Here is a 17,037-nt window from a genome sequence, read left to right on the forward strand (position 1 = left end):
TCAGGTGAACGCCCACCATCATGACGACCCCTGATCAAGGAGATTGAGCCGACATGGCTATCGAGGTCCGCATTCCGACCATCCTCCGCAGCTACACCGATGGCGCCAAGGCGGTCAACGCCAAGGGAGCGACCCTCGAAGAGCTGATCGGCGACCTGGAGTCGCGCCACCCCGGCCTGAAGGACCGGCTGGTGGACGACTCCGGGCTGCGCCGGTTCGTCAACGTCTACCTGAACGACGAGGACGTGCGTTTCCTCGGCGGGCTCGGCACCCCCGTCGCCGACGGCGACACCGTGACCGTGCTCCCGGCCGTCGCGGGCGGAGCGCGCTAGATGCGCTTCGACTCGTTGATCGACTCGGTCGGGCGCACCCCGCTGGTGGGTCTGCCCAGGCTGTCGCCGTCCCCCGACGTACGGATCTGGGCGAAGCTGGAGGACCGCAACCCGACCGGGTCGGTCAAGGACAGGCCCGCGCTGTGGATGATCGAGCAGGCAGAGAAGGACGGGCTGCTCACGCCGGGATGCACGATCCTGGAGCCGACCTCCGGCAACACCGGCATCTCGCTGGCGATGTCGGCCCGGCTCAAGGGCTACCGGCTGATCTGCGTCATGCCGGAGAACACCTCCGAGGAGCGCCGCCAGTTGCTGCGCATGTGGGGCGCGGAGATCATCTCCTCGCCGGCCGCGGGCGGCTCCAACGAGGCGGTGCGGGTGGCCAAGGGCCTCGCGGCCGAGCACCCCGACTGGGTGATGCTCTACCAGTACGGCAACCCCGCCAACTGGCGTTCCCACTACGAGTCGACCGGGCCGGAGATCCTCGCGGACCTGCCGACCGTCACTCACTTCGTCGCCGGGCTCGGCACGACCGGCACGCTCATGGGCGTCGGCCGCTACCTGCGCGAGCAGGTGCCCGACGTGAAGATCGTCGCCGCCGAGCCGCGTTACGGCGAGCTGGTCTACGGCCTGCGCAACGTGGACGAGGGGTTCGTGCCCGAGCTGTACGACGCGTCCGTGCTCACCACTCGCTACTCGGTGACCTCGGCCGACGCGCTGCGCCGGACCCGTGAGCTGCTGGCCGCCGAGGGCATCTTCGCGGGCATCTCGACGGGCTGCGCCCTGCACGCGGCTCTGGGCATGGCCCGCAAGGCCGTCCAGGCCGGCGAGCGGGCCGACATCGTGTTCATCGTGGCCGACGGCGGGTGGAAGTACCTGTCGACCGGCGCCTACGAGGGGACCCTCGACGAGGCGGAGGACCGCCTCGAAGGCCAGCTCTGGGCCTGACCTTCCCCGTGATCTTGTAGTTTGTCGCACGCATGCCCGCTGACCTGCGATCGGACCCTTCGTGATCTCGCACGAGATCAGCCTGGAGTTGCGAGAGCAGCGCAAACGCGATTCGTGATCTTGCACTATGACGAGAAGTGCAAGATCACGAATCGCGTTTTGCCTGGTACGGCGAGTGTGTCGCCTATCACTGCAAGATCAGGGACGGTGGAACCGCAGCTCACCCGCCGTCGGTGCGACTAACTACAAGATCACGGCGTAGGAGGGGGGGTCAGTTGAACACGACCCTGAGGGTGAAGGCCGAGCCGTCCTCGCCGTGGGTGCCGCTCAGGCCGATCGCCCGCAGCTTCTCGACGTCCGGGCGCGCCTGGCCCGGCACGCTGTCCAGGTACAGCTTCTCCAGCCGGTCGAGGTCGGCGTACACCGCGTAGGTGGCCTTGCCGGCGTCCGGGACGGCCAGGCGGAACGTCTCGCTCTCGCCGAGCGGGCCGCTTGCGTCCAGGGCGGAGGCGTAGTCCTGGGTGCTCGCGATCACGAAGCGCTCGTCGCCCTCGGCGATGGCGAAGTCGGCGGACCTCTCCATGCCGTTCAGGTGGGCCTGCACCCGGTTCACCAGGTCGCGCGCCTTGGCCGTGTCCGTCGTGAGCACCGCGCCCACCCGGGGCGTCGGGCCGTCCAGGTCCTGCTCGTCCACGGCGAGCGTGAAGGTGCGGCCCAGCAGCGTCACGAGGTCGTCCGGCAGGGACAGGCCGTACTGCGCGCGCGCCCCGTCGAGGGTCTGCCTGAGCACCTCGCCGCCCGGGACTGCCGCCGCCTGCTCGATCGACGGCCACTGCTCGCGCAGCATGTCGCCCAGACCCGAGAACGAGGCCGCCGCGACCGTGGAGACGGGCAGCTCGCCGATCTTCACCGGCTCGGGCCGGACCTTCGTCGGCGTCCCGCCGCGGGTGATCCCGGCCAGCTCGGCGTAGTCGCCGGAGAACCGGAGGGCGCCGGCGAACCGCATCCCCTTCAGCTGCGGCAGCGCGAGCGTGGCGGAGGCGCCGGCCCAGCCGGCCTCGGCGACCTTCTCCACGTCCATCCAGAACGACAGCACGCCCTGCTCGCCCAGCGCCTTGAGGTCGTCGGCGAAGCGCGGGTCGCCGGACAGCGGCGCGGCCGTGACGTACTCGTCGGCCAGCCGCTGGCTCATGGCGATGAGGGCGTACCCCTCGCGGAACGCCAGGCCGCCCTTCCCGTCGCCGAGGCCCAGCTTGCCGATGCCGGTCCGGGCCGCCGCCTCGTCCTTCACCTGTACGGCGAGCGCCCCGACGGGGTCGCCGCCGTCGGCCGCCGGAAGCACGGCGAGGCCGACGCGGTCGCCGAGCCAGGGCTCGACGTCCCTGGCGTAGTCGATGTCGGGAAGTCCGGGGCCGTCCTTCTGCAGCGCGGTCACGAGGGCCTTGCGCGGGTCGTCACCGCCGAAGGAGTCGCGGGTGGCCGAGAACTTGCGGGCGATGCCGAACAACGCGAGCTTCTGCCCGGCCGCCGGGTCGAGGTCGAGCCGGACGTAGGCCAGCGCGTTCGCGGGCAGCACGTCCTGCGGCTGCGTGCCGCCGCCGCTGAGCTTCGAGGCGGCCCACACTCCGCCGCCGCCGACCAGGCCGACGAGAACGGCGGCCACCAGCGCGACGATCCAGCCGCGCGCCCGCCGGGCCCGCCCCGGGGCAGACGGCGGGGCGGCCAGGGTGACGGAGCCGATCTCCTCGGGCTCGGTCCAGGACGGCATCCGCACGGTGTGCGCCTCGCCGCCCGTGGGCGGGCGGGGAACGCGGTAGGCGACGGTGCGGTCGAGGTCGGGTTCGTCACGCGGCTGCCAGGGGCTCGGGCCGCGCGGGGAGGTGTCGGGGGACATGGGGCTCACTCACATGCGTCGTCGTCAGGTACGCCGCGAAGGTAGGACCGGCCGGTAGCGGCGCGCTTGCAGGCCGCTTGACCGCGTGACCGCGAGCCGCCGGAAGGTCCGCCCGAGTGCCACGCTAGAGTAATCACCAGAACAAAATTCGGTAGAGCGGCGAGGGGCGCATGACCAAGTTCGACGAGGCGACGCAGGCCATCCGGGTCGACGACACCACCTACGACGTGTGTCTCGACGACGGATACTCCATCGGAGGGCCGCTGAACGGCGGCTACCTCATGGCCACGATGCTGCGCGCCGTGGTTGACGCCTCTCCGCACGCGCACCCGGTCTCCACCGGCGCCCAGTTCCTCCGGGTGGCCCGGCCGGGCCCCGCCCGGGTGCTCCTCGAGCCGCTCAAGGCGGGCCGTACGGCGGCGATGACCCGGGCGAGGCTCGTGCAGGACGGTGAGTCGTTCATCGAGATGCTCGTCACGACCGCGACGCTGGACGAGGCGGCGGCGCCGGACTGGGCGGACGGCCCGTCGGCCGCGATGCCGGACCTGGCGGACTGCGTGCGCCTGCCCGATCCCAAGCCCGAGTCGAACATGAACTTCAACGCCCAGATCGAGATGGCGTTCGACCCGCCCACGATCGGCTGGCTCGCCGGCGAGCCGACCGGCCGGCCGGAGTCGCGGGCGTACTTCCGCCTCGCGGAGCCGCAGGACCCCGATCCGTACGTGCTGGCGCTGGCGGTGGACGCGCTGCCGCCGGTCGTGTTCTCCGCGGGGGCGCGGGGGTGGGCTCCGACGGTGGAGCTGACCTGGCACCTGCGGGCCCTGCCCGCGCCGGGATGGCTGACCCTGCTCGGCGGCGGACGGCTGATCAGCGACGGCTGGTTCGACGAGGAGGTCGAGGTGTGGGACTCGGCGGGACGGCTGGTCGCCCAGTCCCGCCAGCTCGCCCGCCTCGGCCGGGGCTGAGCCCCGTCCCCTCGCGGGGCGCGCGTTGTGAGCATTCTTACCCCGAGCGGCGGGGGCCGTTCCCCTAACCTTGGGAAGCGTGCCGGACAACACCAGGGCGATCGGGATCTTTGACAGCGGGGTGGGCGGCCTGACCGTCGCCCGGGCGATCATCGACCAGCTGCCCCACGAATCGATCTTCTACGTGGCCGACACGGCCCACCAGCCGTACGGGCCCAAGAGCATCGCCGAGCTCCGCGCGTACGCGCTGGAGGTCATGGACCACCTGGTCGAGCACGACGTGAAGATGCTGGTCATCGCGTGCAACAGCGCGAGCTCGGCGGTGCTCAGGGACGCCAGGGAGCGCTACGACGTCCCGGTCGTCGAGGTGATCCAGCCCGCCACCCGGCGGGCCGTGCGAGCCACGAGGAACGGCAGGGTCGGCGTGATCGCCACGCGGGCCACCATCGAATCGATGGCCTACCACGACGCCTTCGCCGCCGCCCCCGACGTCGAGCTGGTCGCGGTGGCCGCCCCCCTGCTCGTGGAGTTCGTCGAGCGGGGCGAGACGATGAGCGAGGACCTCATCGAAGTGGTGAGGGGCTACCTCAAACCGATCCAGGACGCCGGCTGCGACACGCTCATCCTCGGCTGCACGCACTATCCGCTGCTCACCGGCGCCCTGTCGTACGTCGCGGGCGACGGGGTGACGCTGGTGTCCAGCGCCGAGGAGACGGCCAAGGACGTCTACCGCATCCTGCACGACCGCGGGCTGTCCAACGGCGCGGGCGAGCCGGAGCACCGCTTCCGGGCGACCGGCGACACCGAGCTGTTCGCGCGGCTCGGGCAGCGCTTCCTCGGCCCCGAGCTCCAGTCGGTGGAGCGGACGGCCCCCGGCATCGGCGACGTCACCGGCGTAGGGAGTTCGCGATGAAGTTGACGATCATCGGATGCTCGGGCAGCTTCCCCGGCCCCGACAGCCCGTCCTCCTGCTACCTGCTGGAGGCCGAGGGCTTCCGGCTGCTGCTCGACTTCGGCAACGGCTCGCTCGGCGCGCTCCAGCGGCACGCCGGGCTCTACGAGGTCGACGCCATCCTCCTGTCCCACCTGCACGCCGACCACTGCCTCGACCTGTGCGCCTACCACGTCGTGCGCACCTACACCCCCGACGGCCCGCTGCCGAAGGTGCCCGTCCACGCCCCCGCCGGCGCCTCGAAGCGGCTCAACGCGGCATACGCGATGCCGGACGAGCCGGTGCTCGAGAACTCCTTCGACTTCGTACGGCTGTCGCCCGGCACCCGCCACGTCGGCCCGTTCGAGGTGACGGCCGCCACGATGAACCACCCCGTGGAGACCTACGGCTTCCGCGTCACCCACCAGGGCAGGTCCGTCGCCTACTCGGCGGACACCGGCGAGTCGGCCGAACTGGTCAAGCTGGCCCACGAGGCCGACGTGCTCCTGTGCGAGGCGTCCTTCCTCGACGAGCCGGACCTGACCCCCGGCCTGCACCTGAGCGGCAGGCAGGCGGCCGAGCACGCCGCCCGCGCCGACGCGGCCGCGCTCGTCCTCACCCATCTCGTCCCGTGGTACGACAAGTCCCGCATCCTGGAGGACGCCTCACGCGGCGGCTTCGGCGGCCCGATGGAGTTGGCACGGAGCGGGGCCGTGTATGACCTAGGGTGACCCGTATGGCTCGTTCACACGGTCGTCGTTCCGACCAGCTTCGCCCCGTGACCATCACCCGGAACTGGCTCGCCCACGCGGAGGGTTCCGTACTGGTGGAGTTCGGGGGCACCAGGGTGCTGTGCGCCGCGACGGTGGAAAGCGGCGTGCCCCGCTGGCGCAAGGGCAGCGGCCTCGGCTGGGTGACGGCCGAGTACGCCATGCTGCCCCGGGCGACCAACACCCGCAGCGACCGAGAGTCGGTCCGCGGCAAGATCGGCGGGCGCACCCACGAGATCTCCCGGCTGATCGGCAGGTCCCTGCGGGCCTGCGTCGACTACAAGGCCCTGGGGGAGAACTCCGTCGTGCTCGACTGCGACGTGCTGCAGGCCGACGGCGGCACCCGTACCGCCGCCATCACCGGCGCGTACGTCGCCCTCGCCGACGCCATCGCCTGGATGCGGCAGCGCCGGATGTGCCCCGGCGACCCCCTGGTGAACTCGGTCGCCGCCGTCTCGGTCGGCGTCGTCGGCACCGAGCCGATGCTCGACCTCGACTACAGCGAGGACGTCAAGGCCGAAACCGACATGAACGTGGTGATGACCGGCAGGGGCGACTACGTCGAGGTGCAGGGCACCGCCGAGGGCACGCCGTTCGACCGGACGGCGCTCAACGGCCTGCTCGACCTGGCCGCCGCCGGCTGCGCCGAGCTCACCCGCCTCCAGACGGAAGCCCTCTCCTGAACATCGAGGACGACAGCATGAACAAGGTGGTCCTGGCCACCCGCAACGCCGGGAAGATCGTCGAACTGCGCCGGATCCTCGCCGACGCCGGTGTGCCGGTCGAACTCGTCGGCCTGGAGGCGTTCCCGCAGATCGGCGACGTGGCCGAGACAGGGCTCACGTTCGCGGAGAACGCGCTGCTCAAGGCGCACGCGGTCGCCTCGGCCAGCGGCCTGCCCGCCGTGGCGGACGACTCCGGCCTGTGCGTGGAGGCGCTGAACGGCATGCCGGGCATCTTCTCCGCCCGCTGGTCCGGCCGGCACGGCGACGACGACGCCAACCTCGACCTGCTGCTCGCCCAGGTCGCCGACGTGCCGGACGGCCGCAGGCAGGCCCATTTCGCCTGCACGGCCGCGCTCGCGCTGCCGACGGGGGAGGAGCACGTGGTGGAGGGCGCCGTGCACGGCTTCCTCATCCGCGAACGGCGCGGCACGGGCGGCTTCGGCTACGACCCGATCTTCGTGCCGGACGGCGAGACCCGCACGACCGCCGAGATGACGGCCGAGGAGAAGGACGCGATCAGCCACCGGGGCAAGGCGTTCCGCGCGCTCGCCCCGGTGATCGCCGAGGTCGTCCCGTAATCCCGCCGTAAGACCCCCGCGGGCGTACGGGCGTAGCGTTCGTCACGTGAACGCAGCAGGCACCCGCATGCCCGCCTGGGCGGCAGCGCTGACCGGCCTCGTCGCCGGTGCGGTGGCGCTCGGGGCGGCCCAGATCATCGCCGGTCTTATCGACCCCGGCGCGGCGCCGGTCGTCGCCGTGGGCGGCGCGGTGGTCGACGCCACGCCCGCCGGCCTCAAGGAATGGGCGATCCGCACCTTCGGCTCCTACGACAAGGCGGTCCTGCTCGGCGGCATCGTCGTCGTGCTCGCGCTCGTCGCCGCCGGTCTGGGCCTGCTCGCCCGCCGTAGGGCGGCGTACGGCACGCTGGGCCTGGCCGTGTTCGGCCTCGTCGGCGCCGCAGCGGCGCTGTCCCGGCCGGACGCGGGGGTGGCGCACGTCCTGCCCTCGCTCGCGGGCGCCGCGGCCGGCGCCTGGACCCTGTCGCGGCTGGCGCGCCGCGCCATGGACAGCGGCGAGGAGGACTACGTCGCCGCCAGCCGGGCCGCCGACAGGGAGAGGGCGCCGGCCACGCGCCCGGTCTCCGGCCCGGCGGGTGCCGTGGTGGCGGACGAGGACAGCCGTTCGACGGGGCCCGGCCCCGCCATGCCGGCCGTCATGCGGGCGGGCGCGGCACCGTACGTTTTCGACCGGCGCAGGCTCCTGACGGGAGCGGCGACCGGGGTCGCCGTCGCGGGCGCCGCCGGTCTCGGCGGCTGGCTGCTGTCGGGCACGAAGGACGGCGAGATCGCCCGCAGGAGCGTGGCGAAGATGCTGCCGCGCGCGGCGCGCCCGGCCGCGCCCGTCCCTTCGGGCGCGGACCTGCGGATTCCCGGCCTGGCGCCCTTCGTCACGCCCAACGCCGACTTCTACCGCGTGGACACCGCCCTCGTCGTGCCGTCGGTGGACCCGGCCCGATGGACGCTGAAGATCCACGGCCTGGTGGACAGGCCGGTCGAGCTGACCTTCGCCGACCTGCTCAAGCGCCCCCTCATGGAGGCGGACGTCACGCTGACCTGCGTGTCCAACGAGGTCGGCGGGCCGTACATCGGCAACGCCCGCTGGCTCGGCGCCCGGCTCGCCGACGTGCTGCGCGAGGCCGGAATCCGCAGCGAGGCCGACATGTTGCTCAGCGTCTCCGAGGACGGCTGGACCTGCGGCACACCGGTCGACGTGGTCATGGACGGCCGCGACGCGTTGCTCGCCGTCGCGATGAACGGCGAGGTGCTCCCGGAGTCCCACGGCTTCCCGGTCCGCCAGGTCGTGCCCGGCCTGTATGGGTATGTCTCGGCGACGAAGTGGGTCACCGAGATCAGGGTCACCCGGTTCGACCGGGACGAGGCCTACTGGACGCCGCGCGGCTGGGCGCCGAAAGGCCCGATCAAGACCCAGTCCAGGATCGACCTGCCCCGTGACGGGGACGAGGTCACGGCGGGCCGTACGACCGTGGCGGGCGTCGCGTGGGCGCAGCACCGCGGCGTCGACGCGGTCGAGGTGCGGGTGGACGGCAGCGCGTGGCGGCAGGCGAGGCTCGCGGAGACCCCCGGCCCGGACACCTGGCGGCAGTGGTCGCTCGACCTCGACCTGACGCCCGGCCGGCACACGATCTCGGTGCGGGCCACCGACGCGACCGGTTACACCCAGACCGAGGACGAGGCCCCGCCCGCCCCCGACGGCGCGACCGGCCTCCACACCGTCACCGTCACGGCTCGCTGACCGGCCCCGGGGCAAGCCGGGTCTGGAGTTGGGAAAACCCGCCGTGCCCCGGACGGCCCGCCTCTACCATCGGCACCCTGATGTGCGCGAGGAGGGGGGCCAAGCGCGTGAACCAGGAGAGGGCGCGCCGGCACGCGAGGTGGCGGTTGCCGTCCGGTGTGTACAACCCGGTCGTGTCGGCCGACGGCCGGCGATGGCGGGATTACGAGCAGGCGGCCGACGCGCCTGCTCCTTCGCTCGAGGACCGCCGCCTGGACGTGCGGATCGCGACGCTGCCGCTGGGCATCGACACCATGCCCGACACCATGCCCGACACCATGACCGGCACCGTCACGATGCCGGTGGTGCCGGCGGCGAGGAACGGCGACATCGGGGGACGTGGGGGCCGCGGCCCGGGGACGCCGGCGGGGCGCCGCGGCGGGCCGCCGGACCTCCGGGAGGCCGTTCCCGTGACGACGCCGGTCGATGCCGGGACCGGGGACGACGAGGAGATCCGGGGCCCGGAGGACGCCGAGGTGTCCGAGGACGCCCGCGATGTCGGCGACGCTCAGGGGCCGGACGACGGCGGGGACGTCGGGCGCGCCCCTGACGACGGTGCGGCGACGGGAGAGCCGGCGACAGGGGGAACCTCCGCAGAGGCTGTCGGAGGGACCGCCGGCTCGGCAGCGACATCGGGAGAACCCGGCCCCGGGGACGCCGAGCCTGATCCGGGGAAGACCGGCGCCCGCGACGAGTCCGGGTCGGATGCCCGCGCCCGGGAGGACTCGGGCCCGCGGGAGCCAGACCCGGGGGAGCCCGGCCTGCGAGAGTCCGGCGAACTCGCGCACGCGGAGGAACGCCCGGCCGCCGAATTCGAGGCGGGCCACGATGGTGCCGGCGCCAGGAGAAACGAGGGCACCACCGCGGGCACCACTGCCGACACCACTGCCGACACCACTGCGGACACCGCTGCAGATACCGCCGCGGACCCGGCCGAGCCCGGGGGGCACCCGACGCTCACCGCGCCCGGGGGGCACCCGACGGTCACCGCGCCCGGGGAGCGCGCGAGCGTCACCGCCGACGGGACGCGGGACGCGGTGGACGACGGGACCGGGGCGGCCGCCGCGACCGGCGAGAACGGCCGGGGCGCGGTCGTCCCCGAGGCGTCCGGCTCTCGTGAGCGGCGAGACGATGCGGCGACCCCGGTGAGCCGGGGCGACCGGCCGGGCGAGCCGCTGCCCGAGTCATTCCTCGGGCCACTCCTCGGCGCGGGACACGCCGCCGTGTCCCCGGCCGGGCAGGACGAGTGGCACGCCGAGACCGCGCCCGCGCCGCGCATTCCCGCGTCGCAGGCCGGCGACGAGCCGGCGCCGGAGGCGGGCCGGAGCGAGTGGCGCGAGGAAGGGTCCGGCGGCGCCGTGGACGACGGCCCGGAGACGGGCGAGCTCGCGGACGCCGACGACTTCTGGGCGGCCGTGCTGCGCGACGACACCGAGTGCGACTGGCTGGACGGCCCGGGCCGCCCGCGGCGGCTGGAGGAGACCCGCCCGTACGGCAGGCCCGGCGGCCTGGCCGAGGCGGATCCGGGCGGCCAGGTGAGCCTCGCGCAGGCGGTGAGCGGGCGCTTCCCGGACCCGCGCGGCACCTGGATCCGGCTGATCAACGCCGAAGGGCCGACGGAGGACGCGTTCAGGTCCAACAACGCCGTCGACTGCGCGCTGTCGGTGATGTCCACCTGGCACGGCGAGCCCGTGGTGGCGGCGCGCAGGCAGCCGGAGTACGACGGGTCGGGCCGCCCGCTGCTGACCGGGGAGACCGGGGGCGTCGGCCGCGCCGAGGAGTGGCTCGGGCACCGGTTCGAATACGTGGGCCACGGCCGCCGGGCGTACGTGGCCATCGCCCAGCGGCTGATCTTCGGCGGGCACGGCGCCGCCGCCGTCCTCATCACCCGCTGGGCCGGGGGCGGCAGCCACGCGTGGAACGCGGTCAACTGCCGCGGCGAGGTCCTCTGGATCGACGCCCAGCGGGGTCACATGGCCGTGGAACCGCCGTACGAGGACGTCACGGGGGTCTTCGCGGTGGTGATCGACCGCCAGGGCCGCCGCCTGTGACGCCCCGCGATCGAGGGCTCCCGAACGGCGCCGGGTGAGCAATGCGCGCCCGGCGCCGGTCGCCCGCTCGCGTGCGTGCTTCCGTGCTCGCCTCCGCTCGCGTGTGTGCTTCCGCGCTCGCCTCCGCTCGTCTGTGTGCTTCCGCGCTCGCCTCCGCTCGCCGTGGGCCGCGCCGTTGCGGATTTCCTGTTTCCGGCCGAGCGCGGGCCCGATGGCGAGTGACGGTCAGTGGCGGAGGGCGTCGTCCGCGTCGAGCCGCTCGATGAAGGCGAGGACCCGGGTGGCGACTCGCTCGGGAAACTCGCCGTTGAGGGAGTGGGAGGCGTCGGGCCACAGTTCGACGACCCCTTGGGCGAGCAGCCGGCGGGCGCGTTCCGCGGCTCTGGCCGGATGGTGGATGATGCTACGCCCGGCGATCACCGCGAGGGTCGGTACGCCGACCGCGGCGACCTCTTCGTCCGCGGGATAAGTCGGCGGGGGGAGGAAGGCGGTGAAGTCCCGCATCCCGGCGGAGATCAGGGCGGCGACCGGCTCGTCGCCGGAGATATCGGCTCCGCCGGAGATCCAGCTCAGCAGCCGCCGGCGCCACGGCTCGGGGAGCGGCCCGAACGCGCCCAGCGAGACGGCGACCGCCTTCCAGGTGATCCGGCCGAACAAGCAGGCGGGATCGAGCAGATTCAGGGAGGCGACCTTGTCCGGGGCGTGCATGGCGAGCCGGAAGGCGGTCCACCCGCCGATCGACACGCCGAGCAGGTGCGTCCGGTCGAGGCGGAGTCCGGTGAGGAGCTCCGCGAGCCATACGCCGTGGTCCGCCGCGCTCGCGAACGGCCTGCTCTGCACCGAGAGACCGGGCTCGCCCAGCAGATCGATCGCGTAGACGACGCGGCCCGAGGCGCGGAGACCGGTGAGGTTCGGCGCCCACATCGGGGTCGACGCGGTGCGTCCCGGCAGCAGGAGGAGCGGCGTTCGGGCATCGGCGCCGTCCGTGCCGAAGCGATGGACACGAACGGTCCCGAAGCCGGTCGGCACGTCCTGGATCGCGTCCGGCGCCGGGAGGCCGGTCATGGCCCGGTCGTAAATCCGCCGGTAGCGCGCGTAGGCCTGCGCGTCGCGGAAGTGCCCGAGGCGCTGTCGGCGGAACTCGGCTCCGATGTTGGGTCGCACGATGCCGCTCACGTACGGGTCCTCCATTCGGCCTTGGCGATACGATCGTATTGCATTGATATCACGATACGCTCGTATCGCGAAAAGGAGGGACCGTGCCCAAGCAGGTCGACCATGCGGCTCGGCGGGAGGAGATCGCCCACGCGGCGCTGAGGCTGTGCGCGCGGGACGGCCTGGCCGGTGTGACCATAGGCCAGGTCGCACAGGAGGCCGGCGTCTCCAAGGGGCTCGTGCAGCACTACTTCGCCGGGAAGGCCGATCTGCTGCGCGCCAGCGCCCACGTCATGAGAAGAGAAATCGAGCGCCATGTCGGCGAAGCCGTCAGGGACGCCCGAGGCCCGGCGGACACGCTGCGGCGCGTGCTGCTCGCGATCGTCGGGCTGGGCGCGACCGCTGTGGTCCCGCTGCTGGCCGGGCACGCGTTCCTGAGCAGGGCCGTTGCCGATCCGGAGATCCGCGACCTCTACCGTGCCGGCGGCGACGCCGTCCACCGCGAGATCGCCGCGATGCTGGCGGCCTCCGGTCCCGCCCCGGACGTCGATCCCGGGGTGGAGGCCCACGTGCTGCTCGGCCTCGCGCGCGGTCTCGCCGACGAAGTGCTGCTCGGGGAGCTCGACGTGAACGACGCGGCCGCGATCGTCGACCACCATCTCCAGCGGATCCTGCCTGGCGCCCCGGCCGGCTCCGGTTCTCCCCCCTCGCCGCAGACCTCCGGTTGACGATCGTCAGGCGACACGGGTGCGCTCCGGCCCGCCGGTGACGCCCCCGCCCGGGCCCCCGCCCGCGCGGCTGACCCGGGCGACCGGCGCCCCCGGCCCGTACGGAACCGGGGGCGGCGGTCAGGAGGCGGCCAGCGCCCCGACGACCGACGCCCGGGCGGCCCGGCGGGCGGGCAGCACCGCGGCGAGCACCCCGGCCAGGCCCGAGGCGGCGATGAAGATCAGGATCTGCACGGCCGGAAGCTGGAAGGAGACGGTCTCCGTGAGCGTCGTCGTCGCCGCCCAGCCGTACGCGATGCCGAGCACGACGCCGACGATCGCGCCCACCAGGCCGAGGACCAGCGCCTCGACCGAGAGCATGCCCCGCAGCTGCGGCCGGGTCAGGCCGAGGGCGCGCAGCAGCGCGGACTCGCGGGTCCGTTCGTGGACCGACAGCGACAGCGTGTTCGCGATGCCGAGCAGCGAGATCACGATCGCGAGGGCCAGCAGCCCGGTGACGACCATGAGCATCGAGTCGATCGCCTCGTCGAACTGGCCGCGGATCTCGGTCGTGCTGCCGACCTTGACCGCCGGATAGGCCGCCGTGGCGTCGTCCACCACCTTGCGCGACCGCTCCGGGGCCACGCCGTCGGCGGCGTCCACCAGGATCTGCGTGTCGCCCACCGCGCCGAAGTGCCGCTCGAACGCCTGCTCGGCCATGGTGAAGGCCGGCAGCAGGGACACCTCGCCCCTCAGCACCGCCGCCACCTCGAGCGAGGCGCTCTTGCCTCCCGACGTGACGGTCACGGTGTCGCCCACGGCGACGCCGAGGTCCTGGGCCACGTAGTCGGCCACCGCGACGTCGCCCGCGCCGAAGCCGTTCAGCGTGCCGGACGACGCCTCCGGCTTGATCGCGGTGCCGATGGCCGACCAGGTGACCGTGCCCACCTCGTAGTCGCGGCCGTTCACCTTGGCCTTCTTGCCGCGGAACTCGGTCACCGCGGCGAGGTCGCGGCTCCCGCGCAGCGCGTCGGCGACAGAGCGGGGGATCGTGCCCGTCTGCGCCGACAGGATGTAGTCGGCGGGGAACTGCTTGTCGAGTTCGCCGCCGACCGTGGTCCGCACCGTGGCGGTCAGGACCGACATGAACGTCATCAGCGTCACGCCGACGGTCAGGGCCACCGTCGTGGTGGCCGCCCGCTTGGGGTTGCGCCGCGAGTTGTCCACGGCCAGCCGCCCCGGCACGCCGAACAGCCGCGCCGGCACCCAGCCGGCCAGCCCGCTCAGCGGCCGTACGATCACCGGGCCGAGCACCAGCACCGCGAAGAACACGAGCACGCCGCCCGCCATGACCGTCAGCAGCGCCGCCTGGCCCGGCTTCTGCAGCACCCCCGCCGCGGTGAGGCCGGCCCCCGCCAGCAGGAGCAGGACCGAGACGACCACCCGTACGACCCCGGTGCGGAAGGTGTGCTCCTCGACCTGCGCGCGCAGCGCCGCGACGGGCGGCACACGGGTGGACTGGCGCGCGGGGAGCAGGGCCGCGGCCATCGTGACGACGACGCCGGTGCACAGGCCGACGGCGATCGTCTGCGGGGACAGGGTCACCGTGCCCGTGGGGATGTCGGTTCCGACGGCCCTCAGCACGGCGACCGCCGCGGCTCCGAGGCCGAGGCCCGTCAGCAGGCCCAGCACCGACGACAGCAGGCCGACCACGGCGGACTCCAGCACGATGGAGCCGAAGACCTGCCGTTTGGTGGCGCCGATGCAGCGCAGCAGCGCCATCTCGCGCATCCGCTGCGCGACCAGGATGTTGAAGGTGTTGTAGATGACGAGCGCGGCGACGAGCAGCGCGACCGCGCCGAACAGCAGCAGGCCCAGCCGGATGTAGGAAGTGTCCACGTGGTTGCGCCTGGCCACCTCGTCGGCGCGTTCCCGTCCGGTCATCACCGTCGCGTCGCCGCCCACGGCCGCCGCGACGGCCGTACGCAGGCTCTCCGGCGAGGGTCCCGAGGAGACGACGTCGATCTCGGTGAAGCCCTTGGCGCCGGTGACGCGCCGCGCCGTGTCGGGAGTGAAGGCGACCGCGCCCCGGTAGGCGAGGTTCTGGTCGACGCCCACGTCGAAGATCCCGACGAGGCGGAACTCCTGCCGTTCGCCCGCCCGGTCGAGCACCGCGACGGTCGCCCCCGGTGCCAGCCCCTGGGCCTTGGCGGTGTTCTTGTCGAGCACCGCATCGCCCGCGGCGGAGGGCGCTCGCCCCGCAGTGATTTTGATGCGGTCCGCCGGGATGGACACCCCGGCGGTGGGGAAGTCCCCGACGACCTTGCCGTCCCTGCCGATCAGCGGCGCGTCCCCGGACACCATGGGCTGGGCGTCCCGCACGCCCCGCACCGCCCTGATCGCCGCGAGCGCGCTCTGCGGGAGACTCCCGTCGCCTTCGGCGTCGTCCTTGGGCGTCACCACCACGTCCACCTTGTCGGCATCGGCGGCGAACGACTGCGTGAACCCGGCGTCGATGGTGTCGGTGAGCACGAACGTGCCCGCGATGAACCCGACACCGAGCACGATCGCCAGGGAGGTGAGCAGCAGGCGCAGGCGGTGCGCCAGCAGCCCGGTGAGAGTGGTCCTGAACACGGCTCAGGCCTCCAGCGCCATCAGCGTGTCGAGCACGGCCTGCGGCGTCGGCCGATCGATCTCGCTCACCAGCAGGCCGTCACGCAGGAAGACCACCCGGTCGGCGTACGACGCCGCAACCGGGTCGTGGGTCACCATCACGATCGTCTGGCCGAGCTCCCGCACCGACCGGCGCAGGAACGCCAGCACCTCGGCGCCGCTGCGCGAGTCGAGGTTGCCGGTCGGCTCGTCGGCGAAGATCACCTGAGGCTTGCTGATGAGCGCCCGCGCCACCGCGACACGCTGCTGCTGCCCGCCCGACAGCTCGCTCGGCTTGTGTCTGAGCCGGTCGCGCAGGCCCACCGTCTCGATCACGCGGTCGAACAGCGCCTGGTCGGCCTGACGGCCCGCGATCTCCAGCGGAAGCCGGATGTTCTGCTCGGCCGTCAGCGTCGGCAGCAGGTTGAACGCCTGGAAGATGAAACCGACGCGCTCACGACGCAGCAGCGTGAGCTGCTTGTCGTTCAAACCGGTGATCTCGACGTCGCCGATGCTCACCCGTCCGTCCGTCACGGTGTCCAGCCCGGCCAGGCAGTGCATCAGGGTGGACTTACCGGACCCGGACGGCCCCATGATCGCGGTGAACGCCTCCGCGGCGAAACCGATGTCGACGCCGCGCAGCGCGTGCACGGCCGCGTCGCCCTCGCCGTACACCTTCGTCAGTCCCCGCGCGACGACCGCGGTGCGAACCTGGGTTGTTGTGGTCATGACGCCACGCTATGGCCGTGATCAGGGCGTTTCCTCGGCCTCGCGGACGTTCTCGGCGTGCGGCCACGGGACGGGCCCGGCGGGACGTGTGCGACTAGCGAGGTAGTGCGGACTCAGCCCCGCGGATGATCGGGGGAGACCACACCGGTCTCGTACGCGTAGACGACCACCTGGGCGCGGTCGCGCAGTCCCAGCTTGGCGAGGATGCGGCCCAGGTGGGTCTTCACGGTCGCCTCCGCGAGGTGCAGGCGCGCCGCGATCTCGGCGTTCGACAGGCCGCGGGCCACGTGGACCATCACCTCCCGCTCCCGCGCTGTCAGCACACCCGCGTCCTGCCGCCGCGTGTCCCCCTCCGGAAGAAGGACGGCGAAGTGGTCGAGCAGGCGGCGGGTCGTGCTCGGCGCGACCACCGCGTCACCCGAGTGCACCGACCGGATCGCGCTGATGAGCTCGGCCGGCGGCACGTCCTTCAGCAGGAATCCCGCCGCGCCCGCCTTGATCGCCGCGAACGCGTACTCGTCGAGGTCGAACGTCGTCAGGATCAGCACCTTGGGACCGTCCGGCGCCGCGCAGATGACGCGGGCCGCCTCCACGCCGTCCATTCTCGGCATGCGGACGTCCATGAGGACCACGTCCGCCTCGACCGTGCGCAGCGCCTCGACGGCCGCCAGCCCGTCCGCCGCCTCGCCCACGACGTCGATGTCCGGCTGCGCCCCGAGGACCATCCGGAACCCGGTCCGCACCAGCTCCTGGTCGTCGACCAGCATGACGCGTATCACTGCCGCTCCGCTCCGCTCGTCATCGCCGCGATCCCCGCAACCGTACG

15 protein-coding genes are annotated in these 17,037 nt (G+C 73.0%); 10 read left to right on the plus strand and 5 right to left on the minus strand.

What is annotated here, in order from left to right:
- The first annotated feature begins 53 nt into the window (after window positions 1-53).
- Both AAH991_RS13940 and AAH991_RS13945 read left to right on the plus strand, forming a co-directional pair.
- Entirely contained in the window at window positions 54-332 is a 279-nt protein-coding gene (locus tag AAH991_RS13940; protein ID WP_169981986.1) for a MoaD/ThiS family protein, read from the plus strand.
- Window positions 333-1,280 carry a PLP-dependent cysteine synthase family protein gene (locus AAH991_RS13945; RefSeq protein ID WP_346226213.1) on the plus strand — a complete coding sequence of 316 codons (948 nt, stop codon included), beginning with the start codon at window positions 333-335 and terminating at the stop codon, window positions 1,278-1,280.
- Window positions 1,281-1,551: 271 nt separating this feature from the next.
- Here the strand turns inward: AAH991_RS13945 and AAH991_RS13950 are convergent, their stop codons facing one another.
- Window positions 1,552-3,174, minus strand: coding sequence for a DUF3352 domain-containing protein (locus AAH991_RS13950; protein ID WP_346226214.1), 1,623 nt, complete (start codon window positions 3,172-3,174; stop codon window positions 1,552-1,554).
- A gap of 170 nt (window positions 3,175-3,344) precedes the next feature.
- Here AAH991_RS13950 and AAH991_RS13955 point away from each other — a divergent pair, with 170 nt between their 5' ends.
- From AAH991_RS13955 to AAH991_RS13985, 7 genes are all read left to right on the plus strand, one after another.
- On the plus strand, window positions 3,345-4,139 hold the full coding sequence (locus AAH991_RS13955; RefSeq protein ID WP_346226215.1) for a thioesterase family protein: 795 nt from the start codon (window positions 3,345-3,347) through the stop codon (window positions 4,137-4,139).
- A gap of 79 nt (window positions 4,140-4,218) precedes the next feature.
- The gene (murI, locus tag AAH991_RS13960; RefSeq protein WP_346226216.1) at window positions 4,219-5,052 is read left to right on the plus strand and encodes a glutamate racemase; all 834 of its coding nucleotides are present in this window, start codon (window positions 4,219-4,221) and stop codon (window positions 5,050-5,052) included.
- Window positions 5,049-5,801 carry an MBL fold metallo-hydrolase gene (locus AAH991_RS13965; protein WP_346226217.1) on the plus strand — a complete coding sequence of 251 codons (753 nt, stop codon included), beginning with the start codon at window positions 5,049-5,051 and terminating at the stop codon, window positions 5,799-5,801. The genes murI and AAH991_RS13965 overlap by 4 nt, the downstream gene beginning before the upstream one ends.
- A gap of 5 nt (window positions 5,802-5,806) precedes the next feature.
- Entirely contained in the window at window positions 5,807-6,523 is a 717-nt protein-coding gene (gene rph / locus AAH991_RS13970; RefSeq protein WP_346226218.1) for a ribonuclease PH, read from the plus strand.
- Window positions 6,524-6,540: 17 nt separating this feature from the next.
- Window positions 6,541-7,143: an RdgB/HAM1 family non-canonical purine NTP pyrophosphatase gene (gene rdgB, locus AAH991_RS13975; protein ID WP_346226219.1), complete on the plus strand. Its 603-nt coding sequence runs from the start codon at window positions 6,541-6,543 to the stop codon at window positions 7,141-7,143.
- 67 nt (window positions 7,144-7,210) lie between these two features.
- Window positions 7,211-8,878 carry a molybdopterin-dependent oxidoreductase gene (locus tag AAH991_RS13980; protein ID WP_428833987.1) on the plus strand — a complete coding sequence of 556 codons (1,668 nt, stop codon included), beginning with the start codon at window positions 7,211-7,213 and terminating at the stop codon, window positions 8,876-8,878.
- A 107-nt stretch (window positions 8,879-8,985) separates the two neighbouring features.
- Window positions 8,986-10,968 carry a toxin glutamine deamidase domain-containing protein gene (locus AAH991_RS13985; RefSeq protein ID WP_346226221.1) on the plus strand — a complete coding sequence of 661 codons (1,983 nt, stop codon included), beginning with the start codon at window positions 8,986-8,988 and terminating at the stop codon, window positions 10,966-10,968.
- A 225-nt stretch (window positions 10,969-11,193) separates the two neighbouring features.
- Here AAH991_RS13985 and AAH991_RS13990 read toward each other — a convergent pair whose 3' ends face one another.
- Window positions 11,194-12,144 carry an alpha/beta fold hydrolase gene (locus AAH991_RS13990; RefSeq protein WP_346226222.1) on the minus strand — a complete coding sequence of 317 codons (951 nt, stop codon included), beginning with the start codon at window positions 12,142-12,144 and terminating at the stop codon, window positions 11,194-11,196.
- A gap of 83 nt (window positions 12,145-12,227) precedes the next feature.
- On the opposite strand from AAH991_RS13990, the gene AAH991_RS13995 reads away from it, so the two are divergent.
- Window positions 12,228-12,851, plus strand: coding sequence for a TetR/AcrR family transcriptional regulator (locus tag AAH991_RS13995; RefSeq protein ID WP_346226223.1), 624 nt, complete (start codon window positions 12,228-12,230; stop codon window positions 12,849-12,851).
- Window positions 12,852-12,971: 120 nt separating this feature from the next.
- Here the strand turns inward: AAH991_RS13995 and AAH991_RS14000 are convergent, their stop codons facing one another.
- The 3 genes from AAH991_RS14000 to AAH991_RS14010 form a co-directional block, all read right to left on the minus strand.
- Window positions 12,972-15,464: an ABC transporter permease gene (locus AAH991_RS14000; protein ID WP_346226224.1), complete on the minus strand. Its 2,493-nt coding sequence runs from the start codon at window positions 15,462-15,464 to the stop codon at window positions 12,972-12,974.
- A 3-nt stretch (window positions 15,465-15,467) separates the two neighbouring features.
- Window positions 15,468-16,211 (minus strand): ABC transporter ATP-binding protein, encoded by a 744-nt coding sequence (locus tag AAH991_RS14005; protein ID WP_169981977.1) that lies wholly within the window; start codon window positions 16,209-16,211, stop codon window positions 15,468-15,470.
- 113 nt (window positions 16,212-16,324) lie between these two features.
- Complete coding sequence (locus AAH991_RS14010; protein ID WP_346226225.1) at window positions 16,325-16,990, minus strand: response regulator; 666 nt, start codon at window positions 16,988-16,990, stop codon at window positions 16,325-16,327.
- Between the last annotated feature and the right edge of the window lie 47 nt (window positions 16,991-17,037).

It is taken from the genome of Microbispora sp. ZYX-F-249 (genome assembly GCF_039649665.1).
In the GTDB taxonomy this organism is placed as follows: Bacteria; Actinomycetota; Actinomycetes; order Streptosporangiales; family Streptosporangiaceae; genus Microbispora; species Microbispora maris.